Origin of the sequence: Streptomyces megasporus (assembly GCF_000718985.1) — a bacterium.
Classification (GTDB): Bacteria; Actinomycetota; Actinomycetes; order Streptomycetales; family Streptomycetaceae; genus Streptomyces; species Streptomyces megasporus.
The window spans coordinates 42,160-64,890 of record NZ_JODL01000019.1 but is presented as its reverse complement, the minus strand read 5'-3'; the positions used below and the strand labels follow the sequence as shown (position 1 = coordinate 64,890).

Sequence of the window (22,731 nt, the reverse complement as noted above, 5' to 3'; positions counted from 1 at the left end):
CTCACTTCCCCCCGAAGCCGAAGCCCGCGTCGCCCGCGGCGACCTTGGCCCGCAGCCGGCGCCCCTTCTCCTCGGCCTGTTCCTTCAACTCCGCCTGAAAGCGCTCCATCCGCTCCCGCAGGTCCGGGTCGTGAGCCGCCAGCATCCGCACGGCGAGCAGCCCGGCGTTGCGGGCGCCGCCGACCGAGACCGTGGCGACGGGGACCCCGGCGGGCATCTGGACGATGGACAGCAGGGAGTCCATGCCGTCCAGGTGCGACAGCGGCACCGGCACGCCGATCACCGGCAGCGGGGTGACGGAGGCCAGCATGCCCGGCAGGTGGGCCGCTCCCCCGGCGCCCGCGACGATCGCCTTCAGCCCGCGGCCGGCGGCCCGGTCGCCGTAGGCGATCATCTCGTGCGGCATCCGGTGCGCGGAGACCACGTCCACCTCGTAGGGGACCTCGAACTCGTCCAGGGCCTTGGCCGCGGCCTCCATGACGGGCCAGTCGGAGTCGGAGCCCATGACGATGCCCACGACGGGGGCGGCGGTTTCGGGGGAGCTGCTCATTCGGTGATGGTCCCTCGCAGGTAGGCGGCGGCGTGGGCGGCACGCTCGCGGACGTCCGCCAGATCGTCGCCGTAGGTGGTGACGTGGCCCACCTTGCGGCCGGGCCTCACGTCCTTGCCGTACATGTGGATCTTCAACCGCGGATCGCGGGCCATGCAGTGCAGGTAACCCTGGTACATGTCGGGGTAGTCGCCGCCGAGCACGTTGACCATCACCGTCCACGGCGCGCGCGGGCGCGGGTCGCCGAGCGGGAGGTCGAGGACGGCCCGCAGGTGGTTGGCGAACTGCGAGGTGACCGCGCCGTCCTGAGTCCAGTGGCCGCTGTTGTGGGGGCGCATGGCCAGCTCGTTGACCAGGACGCGGCCGTCGCCGGTCTCGAACAGCTCGACCGCCAGGTGTCCGACGACGTCCAACTCACGGGCCACCGTCAGGGCCAGCTCCTGGGCCCGGCCGGACAGTTCTGAGGAGAGGTTCGGGGCCGGGGCGATCACGGTGTCGCAGACGCCGTTCACCTGGATCGACTCCACCACCGGGTAGGCCACGGCCTGGCCGTGCGGGGAGCGCACCACGTTGGCCGCCAGCTCGCGGACGAAGTCGACCTTCTCCTCGGCCAGCACCGGCACGCCCGCCCGGAAGGGGTCGGCCGCCTCCTCCTCGGAGCCCACCAGCCACACGCCCTTGCCGTCGTAGCCGCCGCGGACGGTCTTGAGGACGACCGGCCAACCCCCGACCTCGTCCGCGAACCGCGCCACGTCCGCCGGGTCCGCCACGATGCGGTGCCGGGGGCACGGCACGCCGATCTCGGTGAGCCGCGCCCGCATCACGCCCTTGTCCTGGGCGTGGACCAGCGCGTCGGGGCCGGGCCGCACCGGGACGCCCTCCGCCTCCAGGGCGCGCAGGTGCTCGGTCGGGACGTGCTCGTGGTCGAAGGTGATCACGTCACAGCCCCGGGCGAAGTCACGCAGCGTGTCCAGGTCGCGGTAGTCGCCGACGACGACGTCGCGGACCACTTGGGCCGCGGAGTCCTGTGGGGTGTCGCTGAGCAGCCTGAACCTGACTCCGAGGGGGATGCCCGCCTCATGGGTCATCCGCGCGAGCTGACCGCCGCCGACCATGCCGATCACAGGAAATGTCACGGTCGTAGCCTATCCACCGAACGGCGGGGTACCCCGTCCGGCGTAGAGCCGTGGCCGCCGCCGCGGATAGCATGGCGGGCCACGGAAGCCGACACACGGCCGGCGTGGGCCGGCGGAACGGGGCAGCGCTTCTCCATGGGGATCTCCAAGGACGAACGGTGCGCACTGGGCGCCCGCCTCCGGCGGCTCCGACGCGAGGCCGCCAAGTTCGGCACGGTGGGCGCCCTGGGCTTCCTCGTCAACGTCGCGGTCTTCAACCTCTGCATCCGAGGTCTGGACCTGGCCCCGGTGCGGTCGGGGGTGATAGCCACGGCGGTGGCCATCGCGACCAACTACCTGGGCAACCGCTACTGGACGTACCGGCACAGCGACAAGAGCGGGATGTCCCGCGAGGCCGGGCTCTTCCTGCTGTTCAGCGGCGTCGGCCTGGTGATCGAGAACGGCGCCCTGGCGATCTCGCACTACGGTCTGGGCTTCACCTCGCCGCTCGCCGACAACATCGCCAAGAACGTCGTGGGGCTCGGCATCGCCACCGTCTTCCGCTTCTGGTCCTACCGCACCTGGGTCTTCCGCGGCGGTTCAGCCGGCGGCCGGGTCGTCGGTGTCGCGGCTGAGGAAGAGCGCGAAGACCGGCGGGTGCTGCTGAAGTAGCTCCAGTCGGCCGCCGTCCGCCTCCGCCAGGTCGCGGGCGACGGCCAGGCCCAACCCCGTGGAGTTGCGCCCGCTGACCGTGCGCTCGAAGACCCGCGCGCCCAACGCCGGGTCGACGCCCGGTCCCTCGTCCGTCACCTCGATCACCGCCTGGTTGCCGGCGATGCGGGTGCGCAGGGCGACCGCGCCGTCACCGTGCATCAGGGCGTTCTCGATGAGCGTGGCGAGCACCTGCGCCACCGCGCCGGGGGTGCCCACCGCCCGCATGCCCTTCCGGCCGGAGCGGACGATGGCCCGCCCGGCCTTGCGGTAGGCCGGGCGCCACTCCTCGATCTGCTGTTTGACCACCTCGTCCAGGTCGAAGCCCACCGCCGAGCCCGAGCGGGGGTCGCGCGAGTTGGTCAGCAGCCGCTGCACCACGTCGGTCAGCCGCTCCACTTGGGCCAGGCCGATCATCGCCTCCTCCCGGATGGTGGCGGTGGCGGTCTTGTCGGTGGTCGGCGCGGCGTCGGCGGCGTCGGCCGCCGTGACGATCTCCTCCAGCCGCATGGAGAGCGCCGTCAGCGGGGTGCGGAGCTGGTGGGAGGCGTCCGCGGCCAGCCGGCGCTCGGCGGTGAGCATCCGGCCGATCCGCTCGGCGCTGGCGTCCAGCACGTCCGCCACCCGGTCCAGTTCGGGCACGCCGTAGCGGCGGTGCCTGGGGCGCGGGTCGCCGGAGCCGAGCCGCTCGGCGGTCTCGGCGAGGTCGGTGAGCGGGGCCGCGACCCGGCGGGCCTGCCGCACCGCCAGGAGCACCGCGGCGATCACCGCGAGCAGCGACACCGCCAGGATGATCAGCAAGGTCCGGCCCACCTCGGCGCGGACCTCGCTGCTGGGGAGTCGGACGGTGACGGACAGGCCGTCGGCGCCGGTCGCGTGCCCCTCGATGACATCGCCGTCAGGACGTTCGCCCAGCTCGATGGAGGGCCGGCCGGGCAGCTCGATGCGGACGTGACGATCCCCGGGCACCTGGGTGCGCATGGACTCGGCCGTCACCCGTTCCTCGGCGACCAGGCGGCTCTCGACGACCGAGACCAGCCGCGCGGCGTCGGAGCGGACGCTCTCGCGGGCGCTCCCCTCGATGGTGCGGGTCTCGACGATGACCAACGAGATCCCGAAGACGGCGATCACGACGAGAACCACGGCCAGCGTGGAGTTGATCAGTCGTCTGCGCACGGCTCGGCCTCAGCCCTTCCAGGTGTCCCGGGGACCGGCCGGTCCCCGGGTGCGGTCAGTCCTTCTCGAAGCGGAAGCCGACGCCGCGGACCGTGGCGATGTAGCGGGGGTTGGCCGCGTCGTCGCCGAGCTTCTTGCGCAGCCAGGAGATGTGCATGTCGAGGGTCTTGGTCGACGACCACCAGGTGGTGTCCCAGACCTCGCGCATGAGCTGCTCGCGGGTGACGACGCGGCCCGCGTCGCGCACCAGCACCCGCAGCAGGTCGAACTCCTTCGCCGTGAGCTGGAGCTCCTCGTCCCCCATCCACGCCCGGTGCGACTCGACGTCGATGCGCACGCCGTGGGTCGCGGGGGGCTGGGCGGGCTCGACCGCGCCGCGCCGCAGCAGGGCCCGCACCCGGGCGAGCAGCTCGGCCAGCCGGAACGGCTTGGTGACGTAGTCGTCGGCGCCGGCGTCCAGGCCGACGACGGTGTCCACCTCGTCGGCGCGGGCGGTCAGCACCAGGACCGGGAAGGTGTGCCCCCCGGTGCGCAGCCGGCGACAGACCTCCAGTCCGTCCATGCCGGGCAGACCGAGGTCGAGCACGAGCAGGTCGACGTCTCCGCGCTCTCCGGCTTCCAGGGCGTCGGGGCCGTTGTCGCGCACCTCGACCTCGTACCCTTCACGGCGGAGGGCACGGGCCAGCGGCTCCGAGATGGAGGCGTCGTCCTCGGCGAGCAGTACTCGGGTCATGGCCTGATGGTAGACCTCGTGGCGACGTCCTCGGAGGGGTGCGCGGGACCGGTGCGGTCCCGGTCGCGGTCCCCGGCCGGAATGTGAAATGCGCCTCCGTGCTCGGGGTACCCGTCCTGTGTCCGGTTCGACGTGACGTACTCTGACCTAGGCGTTTGTCCAGGAGCGGCGGCCTTTGACGCGCACAGGTCGTGTCAGGGCTCTCTTCGCCGGAACAAGCCGAGGAACCCCTCGTGGGCTTCCCGGCCGGGACGCCGGTCCGTCCGGGCCCGGCCGTGTGGCAGCGCCCAAGGACCTGTCGGCCGGAGCCGGACGCGCACGGGGTGGGGGCGCGGACCGGGGCCGACCAACCGCCCCGGGCGCGTGTGCACCCCATCGCACGCGTCCCGACCGAGCAAGGAACCACCACCATGGCGTCCAGTCTCACGAAGGACTCCGTCGGCGCGTCCGACAAGACCTTCTTCGGCCACCCCCGCGGTTTGGCCACGCTCTTCATGACGGAGTTGTGGGAGCGCTTCTCCTGGTACGGGATGCGCGCCATCCTCGTCCTCTACCTGATCGCGGGCGTCCTCGAGGGCCCGCTCGCAGGCCGTGAGGCCCTGGCCGCGGCGATCTACGGCGTCTACAACGCCGTCGTCTACATGGCCGCGATGCCCGGCGGCTGGGTGGCCGACCGTCTCTGGGGGGCCCGCAAGGCGGTCCTGGTGGGCGGCATCGTGATCGCGTCGGGCCACTACACGCTGGCGATCCCGTCCGACGTGGCCTTCTTCATCGGCCTGTCCCTGATCGCGGTCGGCACCGGTCTGCTCAAGCCGAACATCTCGGCGATGGTCGGCGGTCTCTACGAGGGGCAGCCCAGCGCCCGTCGCGACGCCGGTTTCACCATCTTCTACATGTCGATCAACATCGGCGGTCTGTTCGCGCCGCTGGTGGTCGGCTACCTCGGCGAGAACGTCAACTGGCACCTGGGCTTCGCCGTCGCCGGCGTCGGCATGACCCTGGCCGTCGTCCAGTACGTCCTGGGCAGCCGCCACCTCGGCGACGTCGGCCGGTACCCGGGGACCCCGGCCACGCCGCAGGAGAAGCGCTCCGTGCTGCGCAAGGCCGCGCTGTGGGCCGGTCTGGCCCTCGCCGCGCTGCTGATCGACGTGGCCCTGGGCACCTACGACATCGAGCACGTGGTGAACTTCCTGGCCGTCCTCGGCGTCGTCGTGCCGATCCTGTACTTCGTGTCGATGTTCCGCAATCCGGAGCTGACCGGCGAGGACCGGCCGCGCGTCAAGGCGTTCGTGTGGTTCTTCGTCACCGCCGTGCTGTTCTGGATGATCTACGACCAGTCCGGCTCGCTGCTGACGATCTTCGCCGACAACGACACCGACCGCATGATCGGCGGCTGGGAGTTCCCGGCCTCGTGGTTCCAGTCGGTCAACCCGTTCATGATCATCGTCCTGGCGCCGCTCTTCGCGAGCCTGTGGGTCTGGCTGGCCAAGCGCAACCGCGAGCCCAGCGCCCCGATGAAGTTCTCGCTGGCCATGCTGCTCATCGGCGGCTCCTTCGGCCTGATGGGTCTGGCGGGCGCCGCCGCGGCGAACAGCGAGACCGGCAAGGTCACCGTCTTCTGGCTGCTGGGCGTGTACCTGCTCCAGACGGTCGGCGAGCTGTGCCTGTCCCCGGTGGGCCTGTCCCTGTCGACCAAGCTGGCCCCCCGGCAGTTCGTCGGTCAGATCATGGGCCTGTGGTTCCTCGCCACCGCCACCGGCAACGCCCTCAACGGCTGGGCGACCCAGCTCAACAAGCCGATGGGGGACGCCGCCTACTACACCATGTGGGGCGTCGTCGCCGTGGTCGCGGGCTTCGCCTTCATGACCGCCGGGAAGCGGATCCGTGCCCTGATGAGCGGGGTGCAGTAACCCTCGGGACACCGTCCGCGGGGCCCTCCCCACCCGGCCCCGCGGACGGGACGGAACGAGCCGGCCCCGGTCCTGTGACAGGACCGGGGCCGGCTCGTTTTCCGCGTGGTCGTCCCTCCGGGCGGGCGGAGGGAGGACGGGACGGGGCCACGGAGGAGGGCCGGGGCGGCGCTTCGGACCCGCCCCGGACACGACTGCGCCGGATCCCGAGCGGGGACCCGGCGGTGAGGATCGTGCGCGCTCCGGTGAGGGCGCCGGCGGCTCAGTCCGCGTCCGGGCCGGCCAGTTCGGCCCAGACCGTCTTCCCGGCCGTTCCGTCGGGGTTGCGCACCACGCCCCAGTCCAGGCACAGGCGCTGGACGATGAACATCCCGTGCCCGCCGGGACGCCCGGGGCGGTGCGGGGTGCGGGGCGAGGGCAGGCCGGCGCCCCGGTCGGCGACCTCGATCCGCAGCAGCTTGGGGCCGAAACCTATCCGGACCTCCTCGGGTCCGTCGGCGTGCAGGCAGGCGTTCGTCACCAGTTCGGAGACCACGAGCAGGGCGTCCTCGGCCGTGGCGCGCTGTTCGGCCGTGGCGGCGGGCAGCCATCCCCAGTCGTGGAGGGCCTGACGGGTGAAGTCACGGGCGCGCGGCACGGCTCCACCGGCCCCCATGAGCCGCAACCGTCGAACCTGGCGCATCTCGCGCACCTGACCGACCGGGGCGGCTGCGGTCGCGGCCGTGCCCTCCGGCTCGGGGCCGCGCTCGCCCGCCGGTTGCGGCCGGGTGGTGCTCATCAGTGCTTCACCTCACCGATTGACCAATTCGTCGGTTCGTGTTCGGTCCGCGGACAACTGTTTCGGGGGCATTTCAGGGAGTCTCCTGCCCGGACGAGCCGGGAGAACACCCTTTGATTCCGCTGGAATCGTATTCTCCGCGTAACACTCTGGTCACGGGACCAGGGCGGGTGGGCGGACGCCCTAGGACTGCGCCGTTTCCTTCAGCGCGTCGGCCAGCGTCTCGTGCAGGACGAACACGCCGTCGGCACCCGTGATCTCAAACACACGTGCCACGACCGGTCGCATTCCGGCCAGGTGGATTCCCCCGCCAGCGGCCTCGGCCTTCAGCCGGGCGCCCAGGAGGACGTTGAGCCCGGTGGAGTCGCAGAACTCCAGCCGCGAGCAGTCCACGACGACCAGCTTGCAGCCGTCCTCGAGCGCGCCTTCCAAGGGCTCGCGCAACAGATCGGCGGTGTGGTGGTCGAGTTCGCCGTCCGGCGTCACCACCAGACTCGCGCCGTGGCGCTCCACGTCGACCGTCAGCCGGCCCCGGTGGCTGGTGCTGCCGGGCATCCCGCGGTCCATGCACACCCCTTCACGTTCGTCGAGCGGCCGATCACTGCCGTCGGAATATGGACGTTCGAACCCTACGCCTTTACCGCCGCAACCGGTAGCCGCACAACCAGCACATTGGGTCATATTCGGACAACCACCACTTGCCATGCCCCCCGAGGAGCAGGTAGGCGTAGGAGAAACCACGAAAACACACGTCGGCTTTGGAGGCGCCGCACCCCGTAGTGCAGGAACGGCTTCGGCAGCCATATGCCGAGAATGATGGAGGACACCATGTCACCCCGGCTCGACGAATCGCCCACCGCGTCGTCGATCGTCTCGCCCGAACAGACAGGGAACGGGCTTCCGGAGGTGAGCCCGGAACAGGCCGAACGCCTTTCCGGACGGCTCCGGCTCCCCGACATCCCTCCGTACGACGAGGTGGGGCCGCTGGACGCGCGAGCCCTGTCCAAGACCCTCTTCGAGCGTCTGGAGACGCTGCGGGAGGGCACGCACGAGTACGCGTACGTCCGCAACACCCTCGTCGAGCTCAACCTCGCCCTGGTGAAGTTCGCCGCCGCCCGGTTCCGCTCCCGCAGCGAACCCATGGAGGACATCGTCCAGGTCGGCACCATCGGGCTCATCAAGGCCATCGACCGCTTCGAGATCGGACGCGGGGTCGAGTTCCCGACCTTCGCGATGCCGACGATCGTCGGCGAGATCAAGCGCTTCTTCCGCGACACCTCCTGGTCCGTGCGCGTCCCGCGCCGCCTCCAGGAACTCCGCCTCGACCTGGCCAAGGCCGGTGACGAGCTCGCGCAGCAGCTCGACCGCTCCCCCACCGTCGGCGAGTTGGCCGACCGGCTGGGCATCTCCCGCGACGAGGTGATCGAGGGGATGGCGGCCAGCAACGCCTACACCGCCAGCTCCCTCGACGCCCAGCCCGAGGAGGACGAGACGGAGGGCGCCCTCGCGGACCGCATCGGCTACGAGGACCACGGGCTGGAGGGCATCGAGTACGTCGAGTCCCTCAAGCCGCTGATCGCCGAACTCTCGCCCCGTGACCGCAGAATCCTCTCGCTGCGCTTCGTGGCGAACATGACCCAGTCCGAGATCGGCGAAGAGCTCGGGATCTCGCAGATGCATGTCTCCCGTCTGCTCTCTCGGACGCTGGCCAAACTTCGCAAGGGGCTGCTGGCCGAGGAGTGATCTCCCCCACTTCCCCGTCGAGACTCGTGTCGACCCGATCGGGCCGCCCCGGCTTCCACCGGGGCGGCCCGGGTCGTCTCCGGGCACGGCGCCGGGGCGTGGGAAAAGTCACACCACGCGGACGCCGCGCTGCCAGACCGCCGACACCAGCGGGACGCCGGGCCGGTAGGCCAGGTGGATGTACGACGGGGCGTCCAGGAGCACGAGGTCGGCGCGCGCACCGGGCGTCACGCGCCCGATGTCGATGCGGCGCAGGGCCGCCGCACCGCCCGCGGTCGCGGCCCAGACGGCCTCCTCGGGCGTCATGCCCGTCTCCCGAACGGCGAGGGCGACGCAGAAAGGCATGGAACTGGTGTACGACGAGCCCGGGTTGCAGTCGGTGGAGAGCGCGACGGTGACGCCCGCGTCCAGCAGCCGGCGGGCGTCCGGGTAGGGCGCGCGGGTGGAGAAGTCGCAGCCGGGCAGCAGCGTGGCGACCGTGCGGCTGTTCGCCAGCGCGTCGACGTCGGCGTCGGTCAGGTGGGTGCAGTGGTCGGCGGAGGCGGCGTCGAGCTCGACGGCGAGCCGGACGCCGGGGCCGGGGCCGAGCTGACCCGCGTGGACGCGCGGGACCAGGCCGCGGGCGATCCCTGCGGTGAGGATCGCGCGGGCCTGGTCGCCGTCGAAGGCGCCCCGCTCGCAGAAGACGTCCACCCAACGGGCGTGGAGGGCGCAGGCGTCCAGCATCGGGCCCGTGACGAGGTCGACGTAGCCGTCCGGGTCGGACGCGTACTCGGGCGGGACGACGTGGGCGCCGAGGTAGGTGACCTCGTCCACGTGCTCCTCGGCGATCCGCAGGGCGCGGGCCTCGTCCTCGACGGTGAGGCCGTAGCCGGACTTGGTCTCCAGCGTGGTGGTGCCCTGGCGCAGCGCCTCGCGGACGTGGCGGACGAGGCCGGCGGCGAGTCGCTCGTCGTCGGCGGCGCGGGTGGCCTCGACCGTGGTGCGGATGCCGCCGGCGGTGTAGGGGCGGCCCGACATGCGGGCGGCGAACTCCTCGGTCCGGTCGCCGGCGAAGAGCAGGTGGGAGTGGGAGTCGACGAAGCCGGGCAGCAGCGTCCGGCCTCCCACGTCCACACGGCTGTCGGCGGCGGGCGCCCCGTCGGCCCGGCCGACCCAGGCGACGCGGTCGCCCTCGATGACGACGGCCGCGTCGCGGACCACGCCGAGGAGACCGTCCTCGGCCCCCTCGACGGTGTCGTGGTCGTTGGTGACCAGGCAGGCGACGCCCGTGACGAGGGTGCTGGTCTCGGCGCCGAGGGGGGCGGTCGTGGTGGTGGTCATCAGCGGGAGACTCCTTGCTGGATGGCGTCCGCCAGGGCCGCGGGGACGTCCGGCACGCTCCGGTGTACCCCGTCGCGGACCACATGGCGACCGCCGACGACCGTGTGGCGTACGTCGGCGCCGGTCGCCGCGAACACCGCGGTCTGGGCCGCCAGCCGGGGCGGGGGCCCGGCGGTGCGCACCGTGTCCAGGGCGATCGTGGTGAAGTCGGCGAGCCAACCGGCCTCCAACCGTCCGGCCTCGGGCCAGCCCAGGGCGGCGTGCCCGGACTCCCCGGCGAAGCGCAGCAGTTGGGCGGCGGTCCAGTGGCCACGGGTCCGGCTGCGCAGCCGCTCGTTCAGCTCCAGGGCGCGGGCTTCCTCGAACAGGTCGATCACGGCGTGGCTGTCGCTGCCCAGGCACAGCGGCGAGCCCGCGTGCATCAGGTCGACGGCCGGGCCGATGCCGTCGGCGAGGTCGCGTTCGGTGGTGGGGCACACGCACACCCGGGTGCGGGTCCCGCCGAGGAGTGCGGTGTCGGCGTCGGTGAGGTGGGTGGCGTGGACGGCGGTCGTGTCGGGACCGAGCACGCCGTGGTCGGCCAGGAGGCGGGTGGGCGTGCGGCCGTGGACGGCCAGGCACGCGTCGTTCTCGGCGGGCTGCTCGGAGAGGTGGACGTGCAGGGGAGCGCCCCGCCCCCGGGCCCACTCGGCGACGGTGCCCAGCTCGGCGGCGGGCACGGCGCGCACCGAGTGGATCGCCGCGCCCACCCGGGCGTGGTCCCCCGCCGGCGCCAGGGCGTCGATCCGCTCGGCCCAGGCCGCGGCGGTGCCGTCGCCGAAGCGGAGCTGGTGGCGGTCGAGGGCCTTGCCGCGGCGCTCGTCCAGGAGGCCGGAGGCCAGGTAGCAGGTGTCCAGGAGGGTGATGCGGATGCCCGCGTCGGCGGCGGCGGCTATCAGGGCGTGCCCCATGGCGTTGGGGTCGTCGTAGGGGGTGCCGCCGGGCGCGTGGTGGAGGTAGTGGAACTCGCCCACACAGGTGATGCCGGCCAGCGCCATCTCGGCGTACACGGCCCTGGCGAGGGCGGAGTAGCTCTCGGGGGTGAGGCGGTCGGCGACGGAGTACATCACCCGGCGCCAGGTCCAGAACGTGCCGGAGCCGATCTGGGCGGTGCCGCGCAGGGCGCGGTGGAAGGCGTGGGAGTGGGCGTTGGCCAGTCCGGGCAGGGTCAGGCCGCGCAGCGGCTCGGCGCCGTCCGGCGGGGTGGGCGCCCCGGTGCGGACGGCGGTGATCCGGCCGCCGGCCGTCTCGATCACCGTGCCCGGCTCGACGGTGCCGCCGACCCAGGCGTGCTCGGCCCAGTACACGGCCTCGGGCTCCACGGGGGCCGCTCGGCGAGGGGGTGTCGGGCGCGTGGGGTTCACCGGCATGCCAGGTCCTCCAGTACGGCGACGAGTGCCCGCACTCCGGCGGCGCAGTCGTCCTCCGTCGCGGTCTCGGCGGGCGAGTGCGAGACGCCGGTGGGGTTGCGCACGTGGAGCATGGCGGTGGGGACCACCGCGGACAGGACGCCCGCGTCGTGGCCCGCGCCGGTGGGCAGCACGGGCGCGCCGCCGAGCCGGGCGGCCAGACGGTCGCGCAGGGCGTGGTCGAACTCCACGACGGGGGCGAAGGACTCGCGGACGACCGTGACGCGCACCCCGTCGCGCGCGCCGCGTTCGACGGCCGCGCGTTCGACCTCGGCGACGACGGCGGCGAGGGTCTCCTCGTCGGGGGCGCGGGAGTCGAGCCAGCCGCGCACCAGGGAGGCGATGGCGTTGACGCCGTTCGGTTCCACGGCGACCTTGCCGAAGGTGGCCAGCGCCCCGGCCAGGCGGGCCTTCTTCCGGGCGGCCAGCACGGTGTTGGCGTAGGTCAGCATCGGGTCACGGCGGTCCTCCAGCCGGGTGGTCCCGGCATGGTTGGCCTCGCCGTGGAAGTCGAACCGCCAGCGGCCGTGCGGCCAGATCGCGGAGGCGACGCCCACCGGGTGGTCGCCGGGGGCCTCGGCGAGGAAGCGGCCCTGTTCGACGTGGAGTTCGACGAACGCGCCGACACGGGCGAGCCGTCGCGGGTCGGCGCCGATGGCGTCGGGGTCGTGTCCGGCGCGCTCCATGGCCTCCGGCAGGGTGACGCCGTCGGCGTCGCGCAGTGCGCGGGCCTGCTCGGCGGTGAGGGCGCCGGTGGCCAGGCGGGAGCCGACGCAGGCCGGTCCGAAGCGGGCGCCCTCCTCGTCGCAGAAGTTGACCACGGCCAGCGGCCGGACGGGCCGCGTGCCCCGCTCGTGGAGTTCGTCGAGCGCGGCGAAGGCCGAGACCACGCCGAGCGGGCCGTCGAAGGCGCCGCCGTCGGGCACGGAGTCCAGGTGGGAGCCGGTCACCACGGCGTCCCCGGCCTCCTCGTCGCCGAGCCAGGCCCACTGGTTGCCGTTCCGGTCCACCTCGTACGTCAGCCCGCGCGCTTCGGCCTGCTCCCGGAACCAGGCGCGGCACTCGGCGTCCGCGCTCGTCCAGGCGTGGCGCCGGTAGCCGCCGCCGGGGGACCGTCCGACGGGGAGCAGGTCCCGCCACATCTCCTGGAACGAGGCGCCCCTCCGCCACACCGTCGGGGTCGGCGGGGGCTGCGGGGTCGGCGGGGTCTGCGCGTCGGGGCTCACGCGGCGCTCCCGTCCGTGCCGTCCTCCCGCATGGGGACGCGGACGCCGCGCTCGGCGGCGACCTCCTCGGCGCGCTCGTATCCGGCGTCGACGTGGCGGATGACGCCCGTGCCCGGGTCGTTGGTCAGCACCCGGCGGATCTTCTCCCCGGCCAACGGCGTGCCGTCGGCGACGGTGACCTGACCGGCGTGGATCGAGCGGCCCATGCCGACGCCCCCGCCGTGGTGGACGGAGACCCAGGAGGCGCCGGAGGCCACGTTGACCATGGCGTTGAGGAGCGGCCAGTCGGCGATGGCGTCGGAGCCGTCGAGCATGGCCTCGGTCTCGCGGTAGGGGGAGGCCACCGAGCCGCAGTCCAGGTGGTCGCGGCCGATGACGATCGGCGCGGAGATCTCGCCGGAGGCGACCATGTCGTTGAAGCGCTCCCCGGCCTTGTCCCGCTCCCCGTAGCCGAGCCAGCAGATGCGGGCGGGCAGGCCCTGGAACCGCACGCGTTCCCCGGCCATCCGGATCCAGCGGGCCAGGGACTCGTTCTCGGGGAAGAGGTCGAGGACGGCGCGGTCGGTGGCGGCGATGTCCTTGGGGTCGCCCGAGAGCGCGACCCAGCGGAAGGGGCCCTTGCCCTCGCAGAACAGCGGTCGGATGTAGGCGGGTACGAAGCCGGGGAAGGCGAAGGCCCGCTCGTAGCCGGCGAGTTCCGCCTCGCCGCGGATGGAGTTGCCGTAGTCGAAGACCTCGGCGCCGGCGTCCATGAAGCCGACCATGGCCTCCACGTGGCGGGCCATCGACTCCCGTGCCCGCGTGGTGAAGTCGGCGGGCTTCTCGGCGGCGTGGGAGGCCATGTCCGCGAAGTCGACGCCCAACGGCAGGTAGCTCAGCGGGTCGTGGGCGGAGGTCTGGTCGGTGACGACGTCGATCGGGGCGCCCATGGCCAGCAGGCGCGGCACCACGTCGGCGGCGTTGCCCAACACGCCGATGGACAGCGGGCGTCGGGCGTCGCGCGCCTCCGTCGCCAGGCGGAGGGCGTGGTCGAGGGAGTCGGCGCGGACGTCGAGGTAGCGGTGTTCGATGCGGCGCTCGATGGCGCGCGGGTCGCAGTCGACGCAGAGGGCGACGCCGCCGTTCATGGTGACCGCCAAGGGCTGGGCGCCGCCCATGCCGCCGAGTCCGGCGGTGAGGGTGATCGTCCCGGCCAGGGAGCCGCCGAAGCGTTTGGCGGCGACGGCGGCGAAGGTCTCGTAGGTGCCCTGGAGGATGCCCTGGGTGCCGATGTAGATCCAGGAGCCGGCCGTCATCTGGCCGTACATGGTGAGCCCGAGTGCCTCCAGGCGGCGGAACTCCTCCCAGTTCGCCCAGTCGCCCACCAGGTTGGAGTTGGCGATCAGCACGCGCGGCGCCCATTCGTGGGTGGTGAGCACACCGACCGGGCGCCCCGACTGGACGAGCATCGTCTCGTCCGGCCCCAGGGTGGTGAGGGTGCGGACCATGGCGTCGAAGGAGCGCCAGTCGCGCGCCGCCTTGCCGGTGCCGCCGTAGACGACGAGCTTCTCGGGGTGCTCGGCGACCTCGGGGTCGAGGTTGTTCCGCAGCATCCGCAGCGCGGCCTCCTGCTGCCAGCCCCGGGCGGTCACGGTGGTGCCGCGCGGCGCTCGCACGGGTCGCGGTCCCGACGGCTCCGACGGTTGTGTCATGACCCCTGCCCTCCGTGTGAATTGGACACTACAGTCAGCCTATGCAGTGAATAGATCTAGTCAAGAGGAGGGGTCGTCCGCACGCCCCGACCGTGTTTGTCTTGTTCCATGGCTTCCCCGCATCACGCCGCCCCGCCCGCCGGTTCCCCGGACGTCACCCCGGGTGCCGCACGGGACGCCGCCATGGACGCCGCCTCGGACGCAGCCCCGGAGGTCACCGCGGACGCAACCCCGGACGTCACCGCGGCCGTCTCCCGCCGCCGCCTCGCCATCCGGGCGGCGGTGGAGCAGGGCCTGCTCTCCGACGCGCACCCGGTCGTCGCGCTGCTGGACGTGGCGTCCGTCCGGGAGTCGGCCGCCCGCCTGCGCGCCGCCTTCGCGGAGGTGACCGCCCCCGGCCGGCCCGTGCTCCACGCCTTCGCCGTCAAGGCGGCCTCCCTGGTCCCCGTGGTGCGTCTGCTCGCCGACTGCGGGCTGGGCTGCGAGGTCGCCGGCCCCGGCGAGCTGGCCCTGGCCAGGGCCGCCGGGGTCGCTCCGGAGCGCATCGTGCTGGACTCGCCCGCCAAGACCACCGGGGAGTTGCGCGAGGCCCTGGAGCTGGGCGTCGCCCTCAACGTCGACAACCGGCAGGAGCTGGAGCGCCTGGACGCCCTGCTGGCCCCCGGCGCCCTGCCCTCCCCTCCCGTCTCACCGGTCGGTCTGCGCGTCAACCCCCAGATCGGCGGTGGTGGCATCGCCGCGATGAGCACCGCGACGGCCACCTCGAAGTTCGGGTTCGCGCTGCGCGACGAGGGAGCGCGCGAGTTCGTCGTGCGCGCCTGCGTGGAGCGGCCCTGGATCACCCGGCTGCACTGCCACGTCGGCTCCCAGGGCATGCCCCTGGAGGCGATGGCGGCCGGGGTGGCCGCCACGTACGAGCTGGCCGAGGAGATCAACGCGGCCGTCGGGGAGCAGCGGATCGACACCCTGGACATCGGCGGCGGCCTCCCGGTGAACTTCGCCTCCGAGGAGATCACCCCGACCTTCGCCGAGTACGCCCGGCTGCTGCGCGACACCGTCCCCGGCCTGTTCGACGGGCGCTACGGGCTGGTCACCGAGTTCGGGCGGTCGCTGCTGGCCAAGTGCGGGCTGGTGCTGGCCCGCGTGGAGTACGCCAAGAGCGCCGGGGGCCGTCCCATCGCCGTCACCCACGCGGGTGCTCAGGTGGCCGTGCGGACGGTCTTCGCGCCCGAGGCGTGGCCGCTGCGGATCGCCGCCCACGACGGGCGGGGACGTCCCAAGGAGGGCCCCGGCCTGGTCCAGGACGTCGCCGGGCCCTGCTGCTTCGCCGGCGACCTGGTGGCCCGGGGCCGGGAGCTGCCCGAACTGGAGGCCGGCGACCTGGTGGCGCTGTTGGACACCGGGGCGTACTACTTCTCCACCCCGTTCGACTACAACAGCCTGCCCCGGCCGGGCGTGTACGGTTTCACCGTCGGCGGAGACGGCGGGGGCGGCGGGGGCATCGGAGACGGCGAGGACGGCGAGGCCCCGGGGAACGCCGACGGCGGCCGTACGGACACCGTGCGCTTCCTGACCGTACGACCGCCGCAGACCCTGGACGACGTCGTCGCCGCGTCCGGCGGGGCTCAGCGCGACGCGCTCATCGCGCCGCGGCCGTGACCTTGGCCCGAGGGCGGCGCTCCCGACCGGCCGCCGCCGAGGGACGGCGACGCGCACCGCCCGGCGCGGCGTCCCCGGCCAGCGGACCGGTGGTCATCCAGCCGCGCACCTTCTTCCGGGCCGGGCTGCGGCCCTCGGCCCACTCCGGACGGACCCACAGCAGCTTCTCGTTCGCCCGCTCCCAGGAGCCCAGCCACACCGCCTTGGCCCACAGACCGGCGCCGACCCCGGCCAGCAGCATCCCGCCCGCGGCGGGCAGGGCGGCGGAGGAGGCCACGGCCGCCAGGAAGGCGGCGGTCAGCCACCAGCGGCGGGTCCGCAGCCAGGTGCGGACCGTCACCGCCCGGTCGTGGAGCACCACCCACTTGCCCGCCGCGGACGCGCCCTCCACCAGGGTCGAGCAGCGACGGCGGCGCACCAGGAAGGTCACGGCGGCGGCGACGACGAAGAGCGCGGCACCGGCCGTCACCCCGATCCGTCGCCCGGTCAGGCCGGGCATCGCCACCCCGACCACGGCGGCCGCCAGGCCGGTCCACCACAGCGCGACGCCCGCCGTCCGCACGTACACCGCCACCCTCGCCAGCGCATAGGCTCCGCGTCCCACGGCAGTCCTCCTCGTCTCTCGGCGTTCTGCTCCGTTCACCTGCGTGACGTCACGGCTTTCCGTACGGAAAGCGTAGTGAACGAGCATGAGAGTCCGCTGAGAAACCGGTCAAGGGAGCGCGCACGGCGGCCCGCCGGCCGACCGGCCGACGCGGTCATTCGACGAACAGCCCCCGCTCGGCGGCGCGCGCGTCGAACTCCTCCAACCGGGCCTGCGCGTCCGGCAGTTCGTCGCACATCGCCTCCAGCAGCACCCGGCCCAGCAGCATGGGCGCGCAGGCGGTGTCGAAGGACAGCGCGGTGCCGACGGCGGCGGGCAGCAGCAGGTCCCCCGGACCGGCGACCGGAGCGAAGGCGCTGTCGGCGACGGTGACCACCCGCAGACCGGCCTCCCGCGCGTGGTCCAGCGCGGTCACCACCTCGCGCGGGTGGCGCGGCAGCGCGAAGCACAGCAGGGCGCTCGCCCCCGCCCGCACCGCCGCGTCGAGACGGTCGGCCAGCATCGACCCGCCCTCGTCCAGCAGCCGCACGTCGGGGTGCACCTTGGCGGCGAAGTACGCGAAGCCCCGCGCCTGCGCGGCGGCGGCCCGCAGGCCCAGGACGGGCAGGGGGCGGGAGGCGGCCAGCAGGCGTCCGGCCTCGGCCACGGGGGCGGGGTCGGCGAGCTGCGCGGCGAGCCGGCGCAGGTTCTCGATCTCGGCGTGCACGGCCTGCTGGTAGGCGTTGCGGTCGTCCCGCCCGTCCTCGCCGGCCGCGGGCTCCGCGCGGTCCTCGCGCAGGTGCCTGCGCAGCGCCGGGTAGCCGTCGAAGCCGAGCGCGACGGCGAAGCGGGTCACCGACGGCTGGCTCACCCCCGCCAGTTCCGCCAGCTCGACGCTGGAGAGGAACGGCGCGTCGTCGGCGCGCCGCACCATGCAGTGGGCGATCCGCCGCTGGGTCGGGGTCAGCCGGTGCCCCTCGAACAGTTTCAGCAGCCGCGCGCTCGCACCGCTCACCGCGCCCACCCGCACTCGTCCGCCCGCATCGGTCTGCCCCTCTTCAGCGCTCACCGCTCCGCATGACTCTATTCAGTATCGGCGCGGTCCGCCGTCCGGGCTCCGGCAGGGGCCGCCCCCCGCCCGTTCCGGGGGACAACCCCACTGACCCGACGGGCCGGTGTCCGTAGCGTGAGGCCATGGACGCACAGGGGCTCGGCCCGGAACTGAGGAAAGAGCTCGACGCGACCCTGCAGACGCGCGGGGAGCTCGGGCCGGAGTACGAGTCGGAGCTGGTCGACTCCTTCCTGGAGAAGGTGGACCGGCGTCTGGACTCCGTGATCGAACGCCGGGTGCGGCGGCAGGTGGCCGAGGAGCGGACGGCCGCGGCCCGGGGCGCCCGCGGGGCACGGGACGGCCACGCGCCGGACGGGCCCGGCGCCGTCTTCGGGCTGGCCGCGATCTCGCTGGTGCTGGCCGTCCCGCTGTCCGCGATCGCCGTGACGCACGCGGACCTGCCCGGGCTGCTGATCTGCTGGGCCGGGATCGTCGGCGTCAACGCCGTCCACTCCGCCGGGCGTCTGCCGTGGTTCCGCGACCGCCGGGAGCGCCACGGAACGTCCGACGCATGGGACTGAGCCCCCGTCCGGACGGACGGGGGCGGGGACGCGCGGGGACCGCCGCACCCCGGTGCGCGCACCGAGGGCGGGACGACGGCGGTCCCCGCGTGACGCGGGGCGGGTCGGGGACCCGGCCCGCGTCCGGGGCGCCCGAGGAAGTCCGGGAGCCGCTCCGGAGTTCCCGGCGCCGACACGTCCGACGATGCCCCACGAGTGTTGACCGCGCTTTGCGGGGCCGTGACACCCGGATTACTGGTTCTTCGTCGTGCCCCCCGCTCCCCGGGCCAGGAACGCCAGCAGGTCCTGCCGGCTGACCACTCCGGTCGGCTTCCCCTCGACCAGCACGATCGCCGCGTCGGCCCGCTCCAGCACCGGCATCAGGTCGGCGACCGGCTCGCCCGAGCCGACCTGCGGCAGCGGCGCGCTCATGTGCTTCTCCAGCGGGTCCTCCAGCTTGGCGCGCTGCGCGAACAGGGCGTCCAGCAGTTCACGCTCGACGATCGAGCCGACGACCTCCGCCGCCATCACGTCCGGGTGCCCGGCGCCGGGCTTGACCACGGGCATCTGCGAGACGCCGTACTCGCGCAGCACCTCGATGGCCTCGCCGACCGTCTCGTCCGGGTGCATGTGGACCAGCGACGGCATCGCGCCCTCCTTGTGGCTCAGCACGTCGCCGACCCGGGCCGCGGTGGGCTCGCCCTCCTCCAGGAAGCCGTAGTCCGCCATCCACTCGTCGCTGAAGATCTTCGAGAGGTAGCCGCGTCCGCCGTCCGGCAGCAGGACGACGACGGTGTCGTCCGGCCCGAGGCGCTCGGCCACGCGCAGCGCCGCCACCACCGCCATGCCGCAGGAGCCGCCGACCAGCAGGCCCTCCTCGCGGGCCAGCCGCCGCGTCATCTGGAAGGAGTCCTTGTCGGAGACGGCGATGATCTCGTCCGTCACCTCGCGGTCGTAGGCGCTGGGCCAGAAGTCCTCGCCGACGCCCTCGACCAGGTACGGCCGTCCGGAGCCGCCCGAGTACACCGATCCCTCCGGGTCGGCGCCGATCACCCTGACCTTCCCGTCGGAGACCTCCTTCAGGTACCGGCCGGTGCCGCTGATGGTGCCGCCGGTGCCGATGCCCGCCACGAAGTGGGTGATCCGCCCGTCCGTCTGCTTCCACAGCTCGGGGCCGGTGGTCTCGTAGTGGGAGCGCGGGTTGTTCGGGTTGCTGTACTGGTCGGGCTTCCAGGCGCCCGGCGTCTCGCGCACGAGCCGGTCGGAGACGTTGTAGTAGGAGTCGGGGTGCTCGGGGGCGACCGCGGTGGGGCAGACCACGACCTCCGCACCGTACGCGCGCAACACGTTGATCTTGTCCATGGACACCTTGTCCGGGCAGACGAAGATGCAGCGGTACCCCTTCTGCTGGGCGGCGATGGCCAGCCCGACCCCGGTGTTGCCGGAGGTGGGCTCGACGATGACGCCCCCCGGCTTCAACTCCCCGGAGCGCTCCGCGGCCTCGATCATCCGCACCGCGATCCGGTCCTTCACCGACCCACCGGGGTTGAAGTACTCGACTTTCGCCAGGACGGTGGCCCGGATTCCGGCCGTCACGCTGTTCAGCTTGACCAGCGGGGTGTCGCCGACAAGCTCGATCATCGACTCGTGATACTGCACCTGATTCTCCGCGATCGGGGGCAGTCGCCATCGCCTGCCCGTACGGCCCAGCCTAGGGGGGTGCCCGAGATCCGTTGACGCGCGTTGCGCGGCGGACCGCAGTGGGCAACACACCCATAGTGACGCGGACGGAACACGCGGGCGCACGGGGTGGCCGGGCCATGGGGCGCGGCGAGCGGAGCGGAGGTTCCCATGTCGAGAGCGAGAGTGGCGCGCAGGATCGCGACGGCCGCGGCGTACGGCGGCGGGGGCGTGGGGCTGCTCGGCGGGGCCGCCGTGGGCCTGCTGATGACCGAGGCACGGCTGGCGAGACGGCGGGTGGGCGACTCGGACGCCGTGCCGCCGACGGCGGACGGACTGTACGGCGCGTCCCTGGCTCACCAGGGGCCCGGCACGCAGCTCGGACCGCTGCGGCTGGCGCTGCTGGGCGACTCCACGGCCGCCGGGCTGGGGGTGCGCCGGGCGGGGCAGACGCCGGGCGCGCTGCTCGCCTCGGGGTTGGCGGCGGTGGCGGAGCGTCCGGTGCTGCTGCGCAACGTGGCGGTGCCCGGCGCGCGCTCGGAGGATCTGGACCGCCAGGTGACGGAACTGCTGGGCGTCGCCGACGCCGATACGGGCGGCGCCGGGGCGCCGGACGTGTGCGTGGTCATCGTCGGCGCGAACGACGTCACCCACCGCGTGCCGCCCGCCCGTTCGGTGCGGCTGCTGTCGGAGACGGTGGCGCGGTTGCGGACGGCCGGGTGCGAGGTCGTGGTGGGCACCTGCCCGGATCTGGGCACGATCGAGCCGGTCGCCCAGCCGCTGCGCTGGATCGCCCGTCGGGCGAGTCGCCGGCTCGCGGCGGCCCAGACGATCGCGGTGGTGGAGCTGGGCGGGCGCACCGTCTCGCTGGGCGACCTGCTGGGCCCGGAGTTCGAGGCCAACCCTCGGGAGCTGTTCGGCCCGGACCAGTACCACCCCTCGGCCGAGGGGTACGCGACCGCGGCCATGGCGTTCCTGCCCACGCTCTGCGCCGCGCTGGGCCTGTGGCCGGAGGACGAGCGGCCCGACGCCGCCCGCCGCGAGGGCATCCTGCCGGTGGACCGGGCGGCCGTGGTGGCCGCCGAGGAGGGCGGCACGGAGGTGACCGCGGTCCGCGGTCCCTGGGCGCTGCTGAAGCACCGCCGTCGGAGGCGGCTGCCGGAGGCCGAGGAGGCCCTCCCCGCGCCGCCCCAGGAGGCCGGGGCCCCTCCGCCGGCCCCCTGACCGTCCCCGACCGCCCCCGTCGCGGGGGCGCCCTCCCCGCAGACTGAGCAAGCGCTTAGAAAAGAGGCCCGGATCACACGCGGCGAGTCGTGACCGCCGTCTTACGTATGGGTAGGTTCCCAACCATCCACACCTCTCCGTCCTCGTTCCCTGGAGCCGTGATGCCCGAAGCAGTGATCGTCTCTGCCGCCCGCTCGCCGATCGGACGCGCCTTCAAGGGCTCGCTCAAAGACCTGCGGCCGGACGATCTGACCGCCGAGATCGTCAAGGCCGCGCTCGCCAAGGTCCCGCAACTGGACCCCACCGAGATCGACGACCTGATGCTCGGCTGCGGTCTGCCCGGCGGTGAGCAGGGCCACAACCTCGGCCGGGTCGTCGCCGTGCAGATGGGGATGGACCACCTGCCGGGCTGCACCATCACCCGCTACTGCTCGTCCTCGCTGCAGACCACGCGCATGGCGCTGCACGCCATCAAGGCGGGCGAGGGCGACGTGTTCGTCTCGGCCGGTGTGGAGATGGTCTCCCGGTCGGTCAAGGGCACCTCCGACGGTCTGCCCGACACCCACAACCCGCTCTTCGCCGAGGCCGAGGCCCGCACCGCCGCCCGCGCCGAGGCCGGCGGCGAGGGCTGGCACGACCCGCGCGAGGACGGCGAGCTACCCGACGTCTACATCGCCATGGGGCAGACCGCCGAGAACCTGGCCCGCCTCAAGGGCGTCACCCGCCAGGAGATGGACGAGTTCGGCGTGCGGTCGCAGAACCTCGCCGAGAAGGCCATCGCCGACGGCTTCTGGCAGCGCGAGATCACTCCGGTCACCCTGCCCGACGGCACGGTGGTCTCCTCCGACGACGGCCCCCGGCCGGGCGTGACCATGGAGGGCGTGCAGGGCCTCAAGCCGGTCTTCCGCCCCGACGGCCTGGTCACCGCGGGCAACTGCTGCCCCCTCAACGACGGCGCCGCCGCCCTGGTGATCATGTCCGACACCAAGGCGCGCGAGCTGGGGATCACCCCGCTGGCCCGGATCGTCTCCACCGGCGTCTCCGGCCTGTCTCCCGAGATCATGGGCCTCGGCCCGGTCGAGGCGTCGAAGCGGGCGCTGAAGCTGGCCGGGATGACCATCGACGACATCGACCTGGTCGAGATCAACGAGGCGTTCGCCGCCCAGGTCATCCCCTCCTACCGGGACCTGGGCATCGACCTGGACAAGCTCAACGTCAACGGCGGCGCCATCGCCGTCGGCCACCCGTTCGGCATGACCGGCGCCCGGCTCACCACCACGCTGATCAACTCCCTCCAGTGGCACGACAAGCAGTTCGGCCTGGAGACGATGTGCGTCGGCGGCGGCCAGGGCATGGCCATGGTCATCGAGCGGCTGAGCTGAACCGACCCGCCGGCGGTGTGACGCGGCCCACCGCCGGTGCGCCGGTGAGACCCCCGTGATACCGAAGCGCCCCCAGGATGTGACCTATGTCCTGGGGGCGCTGCGTTTTCCCTGCTCACAGGGGTGCCGGCACCCCGTCACGGGCCTCGAAAGCGGTCCCTGGGTGCCGTGCCGCAGCCCGCCGACAG

Annotated in this window: 20 protein-coding genes; 7 read left to right on the top strand and 13 right to left on the bottom strand. The window is 73.3% G+C overall.

Translation table 11 applies throughout. The annotated features are described in order from the left end of the window. Position 1: 1 nt before the first annotated feature. Complete coding sequence (purE, locus tag IF47_RS0117465) at positions 2 to 550, bottom strand: 5-(carboxyamino)imidazole ribonucleotide mutase (RefSeq protein WP_031509741.1); 549 nt, start codon at positions 548 to 550, stop codon at positions 2 to 4. Beyond that, the gene (locus tag IF47_RS0117460) at positions 547 to 1,686 is read right to left on the bottom strand and encodes a 5-(carboxyamino)imidazole ribonucleotide synthase (RefSeq protein ID WP_078591911.1); all 1,140 of its coding nucleotides are present in this window, start codon (positions 1,684 to 1,686) and stop codon (positions 547 to 549) included. Before IF47_RS0117460 ends, purE begins: the two co-directional genes overlap by 4 nt. Before the next feature lie 135 nt (positions 1,687 to 1,821). Between IF47_RS0117460 and IF47_RS0117455 the strand changes: the two genes are divergently transcribed. Then, positions 1,822 to 2,337, top strand: a complete 516-nt coding sequence (locus IF47_RS0117455; RefSeq protein WP_031509739.1) for a GtrA family protein — start codon at positions 1,822 to 1,824, stop codon at positions 2,335 to 2,337. Here IF47_RS0117455 and IF47_RS0117450 read toward each other — a convergent pair. Together IF47_RS0117450 and IF47_RS0117445 are read right to left on the bottom strand one after the other, a co-directional pair. After that, positions 2,266 to 3,552 carry an ATP-binding protein gene (locus tag IF47_RS0117450; protein WP_031509738.1) on the bottom strand — a complete coding sequence of 429 codons (1,287 nt, stop codon included), beginning with the start codon at positions 3,550 to 3,552 and terminating at the stop codon, positions 2,266 to 2,268. The two genes, IF47_RS0117455 and IF47_RS0117450, sit on opposite strands and share 72 nt — an antisense overlap. A gap of 55 nt (positions 3,553 to 3,607) precedes the next feature. Beyond that, complete coding sequence (locus tag IF47_RS0117445; RefSeq protein WP_031509737.1) at positions 3,608 to 4,285, bottom strand: response regulator transcription factor; 678 nt, start codon at positions 4,283 to 4,285, stop codon at positions 3,608 to 3,610. A 410-nt stretch (positions 4,286 to 4,695) separates the two neighbouring features. On the opposite strand from IF47_RS0117445, the gene IF47_RS0117440 reads away from it, so the two are divergent. Then, on the top strand, positions 4,696 to 6,195 hold the full coding sequence (locus IF47_RS0117440; RefSeq protein WP_031509736.1) for a peptide MFS transporter: 1,500 nt from the start codon (positions 4,696 to 4,698) through the stop codon (positions 6,193 to 6,195). Positions 6,196 to 6,457: 262 nt separating this feature from the next. Here the strand turns inward: IF47_RS0117440 and IF47_RS0117435 are convergent, their stop codons facing one another. Both IF47_RS0117435 and IF47_RS0117430 read right to left on the bottom strand, forming a co-directional pair. Beyond that, complete coding sequence (locus IF47_RS0117435; protein WP_031509735.1) at positions 6,458 to 6,973, bottom strand: ATP-binding protein; 516 nt, start codon at positions 6,971 to 6,973, stop codon at positions 6,458 to 6,460. A 183-nt stretch (positions 6,974 to 7,156) separates the two neighbouring features. Beyond that, complete coding sequence (locus tag IF47_RS0117430; protein ID WP_031509734.1) at positions 7,157 to 7,540, bottom strand: STAS domain-containing protein; 384 nt, start codon at positions 7,538 to 7,540, stop codon at positions 7,157 to 7,159. A 249-nt stretch (positions 7,541 to 7,789) separates the two neighbouring features. On the opposite strand from IF47_RS0117430, the gene IF47_RS0117425 reads away from it, so the two are divergent. After that, the gene (locus tag IF47_RS0117425; protein ID WP_031509733.1) at positions 7,790 to 8,716 is read left to right on the top strand and encodes an RNA polymerase sigma factor SigF; all 927 of its coding nucleotides are present in this window, start codon (positions 7,790 to 7,792) and stop codon (positions 8,714 to 8,716) included. 108 nt (positions 8,717 to 8,824) lie between these two features. On the opposite strand, the gene hutI is transcribed toward IF47_RS0117425, so the two are convergent. The 4 genes from hutI to hutU form a co-directional block, all read right to left on the bottom strand. Beyond that, positions 8,825 to 10,039, bottom strand: a complete 1,215-nt coding sequence (hutI, locus tag IF47_RS0117420; protein WP_051717817.1) for an imidazolonepropionase — start codon at positions 10,037 to 10,039, stop codon at positions 8,825 to 8,827. Beyond that, positions 10,039 to 11,448, bottom strand: coding sequence for a formimidoylglutamate deiminase (locus IF47_RS0117415; RefSeq protein WP_078591909.1), 1,410 nt, complete (start codon positions 11,446 to 11,448; stop codon positions 10,039 to 10,041). The genes hutI and IF47_RS0117415 overlap by 1 nt, the downstream gene beginning before the upstream one ends. After that, on the bottom strand, positions 11,439 to 12,629 hold the full coding sequence (locus tag IF47_RS0117410) for an allantoate amidohydrolase (RefSeq protein ID WP_031509730.1): 1,191 nt from the start codon (positions 12,627 to 12,629) through the stop codon (positions 11,439 to 11,441). Before IF47_RS0117410 ends, IF47_RS0117415 begins: the two co-directional genes overlap by 10 nt. A gap of 80 nt (positions 12,630 to 12,709) precedes the next feature. Continuing rightward, positions 12,710 to 14,404, bottom strand: a complete 1,695-nt coding sequence (hutU, locus tag IF47_RS0117405) for a urocanate hydratase (RefSeq protein ID WP_031509729.1) — start codon at positions 14,402 to 14,404, stop codon at positions 12,710 to 12,712. A gap of 183 nt (positions 14,405 to 14,587) precedes the next feature. Between hutU and IF47_RS0117400 the strand changes: the two genes are divergently transcribed. Then, entirely contained in the window at positions 14,588 to 16,063 is a 1,476-nt protein-coding gene (locus IF47_RS0117400) for a type III PLP-dependent enzyme domain-containing protein (protein WP_078591907.1), read from the top strand. On the opposite strand, the gene IF47_RS0117395 is transcribed toward IF47_RS0117400, so the two are convergent. Then, entirely contained in the window at positions 16,044 to 16,667 is a 624-nt protein-coding gene (locus IF47_RS0117395) for a hypothetical protein (protein ID WP_037732811.1), read from the bottom strand. The genes IF47_RS0117400 and IF47_RS0117395 overlap by 20 nt on opposite strands. Positions 16,668 to 16,821: 154 nt before the next feature. Next, on the bottom strand, positions 16,822 to 17,715 hold the full coding sequence (locus IF47_RS0117390) for a MurR/RpiR family transcriptional regulator (RefSeq protein WP_425423604.1): 894 nt from the start codon (positions 17,713 to 17,715) through the stop codon (positions 16,822 to 16,824). A gap of 125 nt (positions 17,716 to 17,840) precedes the next feature. Between IF47_RS0117390 and IF47_RS0117385 the strand changes: the two genes are divergently transcribed. Then, a complete protein-coding gene (locus tag IF47_RS0117385) occupies positions 17,841 to 18,278 on the top strand; it encodes a hypothetical protein (RefSeq protein WP_031509725.1) in 438 nt (145 codons plus the stop codon). 231 nt (positions 18,279 to 18,509) lie between these two features. Here the strand turns inward: IF47_RS0117385 and IF47_RS0117380 are convergent, their stop codons facing one another. Further along, complete coding sequence (locus IF47_RS0117380; RefSeq protein WP_031509724.1) at positions 18,510 to 19,916, bottom strand: cystathionine beta-synthase; 1,407 nt, start codon at positions 19,914 to 19,916, stop codon at positions 18,510 to 18,512. 192 nt (positions 19,917 to 20,108) lie between these two features. On the opposite strand from IF47_RS0117380, the gene IF47_RS0117375 reads away from it, so the two are divergent. Beyond that, positions 20,109 to 21,161, top strand: a complete 1,053-nt coding sequence (locus tag IF47_RS0117375) for an SGNH/GDSL hydrolase family protein (protein ID WP_078591905.1) — start codon at positions 20,109 to 20,111, stop codon at positions 21,159 to 21,161. Positions 21,162 to 21,322: 161 nt separating this feature from the next. Next, a complete protein-coding gene (locus IF47_RS0117370; RefSeq protein ID WP_031509722.1) occupies positions 21,323 to 22,543 on the top strand; it encodes an acetyl-CoA C-acetyltransferase in 1,221 nt (406 codons plus the stop codon). Positions 22,544 to 22,731 lie beyond the last annotated feature (188 nt).